This window comes from Vibrio sp. 1069, from assembly GCF_033340555.1.
This window is the reverse complement of record NZ_JAWOWP010000097.1, coordinates 1-1,138: the sequence shown is the minus strand read 5'-3', so window position 1 is coordinate 1,138 and position 1,138 is coordinate 1. Positions and strand designations below refer to the sequence as shown.

The window sequence follows — 1,138 nt, the reverse complement described above, 5'->3', positions numbered from 1 at the left end:
AAGCGACGCACGCGGTATTTTGGAAGCAATGGAAGAAGGCCATGAAGGCGCTGCCCTTGCATTCCAAGTGTTCACATACCGTGTGTCTAAATACATCGCTTCTTACCTTGCTGCGCTTGATTCATTCGACGGCATCATCTTCACTGGCGGTATTGGCGAGAACTCTATGCCAATTCGTCGTGAAATTCTGAAAAACCTAAAACTGCTAGGTTTTGTTGAAGATGTGAAAGGTAACGAAGACGCTCGATTTGGTAACGCAGGTGTGATTGCTACATCTGAGTTGCTAGGTGCGAAAGCACTGGTTATTCCTACCAACGAAGAGTGGGTAATCGCTCAACAGTCGGTGGAACTGCTGTAAAACGGCAAAAATTTTGGGAACTAAGTCAAAGCTCTTTCCGTAAGGAAAGAGCTTTTTTTTTGATCTATCACTTCACTTTCCTCATATAAGCGTCTTGCCCGAATCTAATTGTGATTTTGTCGTTCACATTGATTAACAAATGCCCTCTAGTGATATTAATGTAATTAATTGTGAGCCAAGTCTAAATTCCAGTATACTGCTACCTGAGTAATATCGAGCTGTATAGATATAAATAATAAACCTTTGATTAATCAATAGATTGGTCGAGTAAGGGAAAGTAATGTTTTTTAATAAGTCGCTTCAACAAGAAAACCAACGATTAAAACAAGAGCTCTACAGCCTACAACAGATCCAGCAAAGCCTAGACGAAGAAATGTTAAGGCTGACGTTGGATGCGAAAGGCAAAGTCACATCGGCAAACCAAAAGTTTTTGCAGCAACTTTCACTGTCAGATAAGGACATCTTGGCGAAGCATATTTCTGACCTTGTACCATCAAACGTTAGAAATACTGACCACTTTTACCGCATGAAACAGTCGGTTCAAGCAAAAGCATTCTGGAATGGCGCGTTTCAAATCACCAAGGGGGATGGTGAAGAAGCGTGGTTAAGAGTGGTTATTCAGCCTGTGCGAAACACAAGTGACCAGGTTGAGAGCTTTTTTGTGTTTGCCTCTGAACTGACTCGAACGATCACGACATCGCGCGAGTACGAAGACATGCTGAATGCACTGAGCCGCTCGATGGCAGTCATTGAATTTACGTTAGACGGTACAGTGCTTAA

At 42.4% G+C, this 1,138-nt stretch carries 1 protein-coding gene and 1 pseudogene; both read left to right on the top strand.

Going from position 1 to position 1,138, the window contains the following annotated elements:
- Positions 1 to 358, top strand: a pseudogene (locus R7040_RS24670) (acetate kinase); the annotation flags it as partial.
- A 280-nt stretch (positions 359 to 638) separates the two neighbouring features.
- The coding region (locus R7040_RS24665) for a PAS domain-containing protein (protein ID WP_318097303.1) at positions 639 to 1,138 on the top strand (500 nt) is incomplete at its 3' end.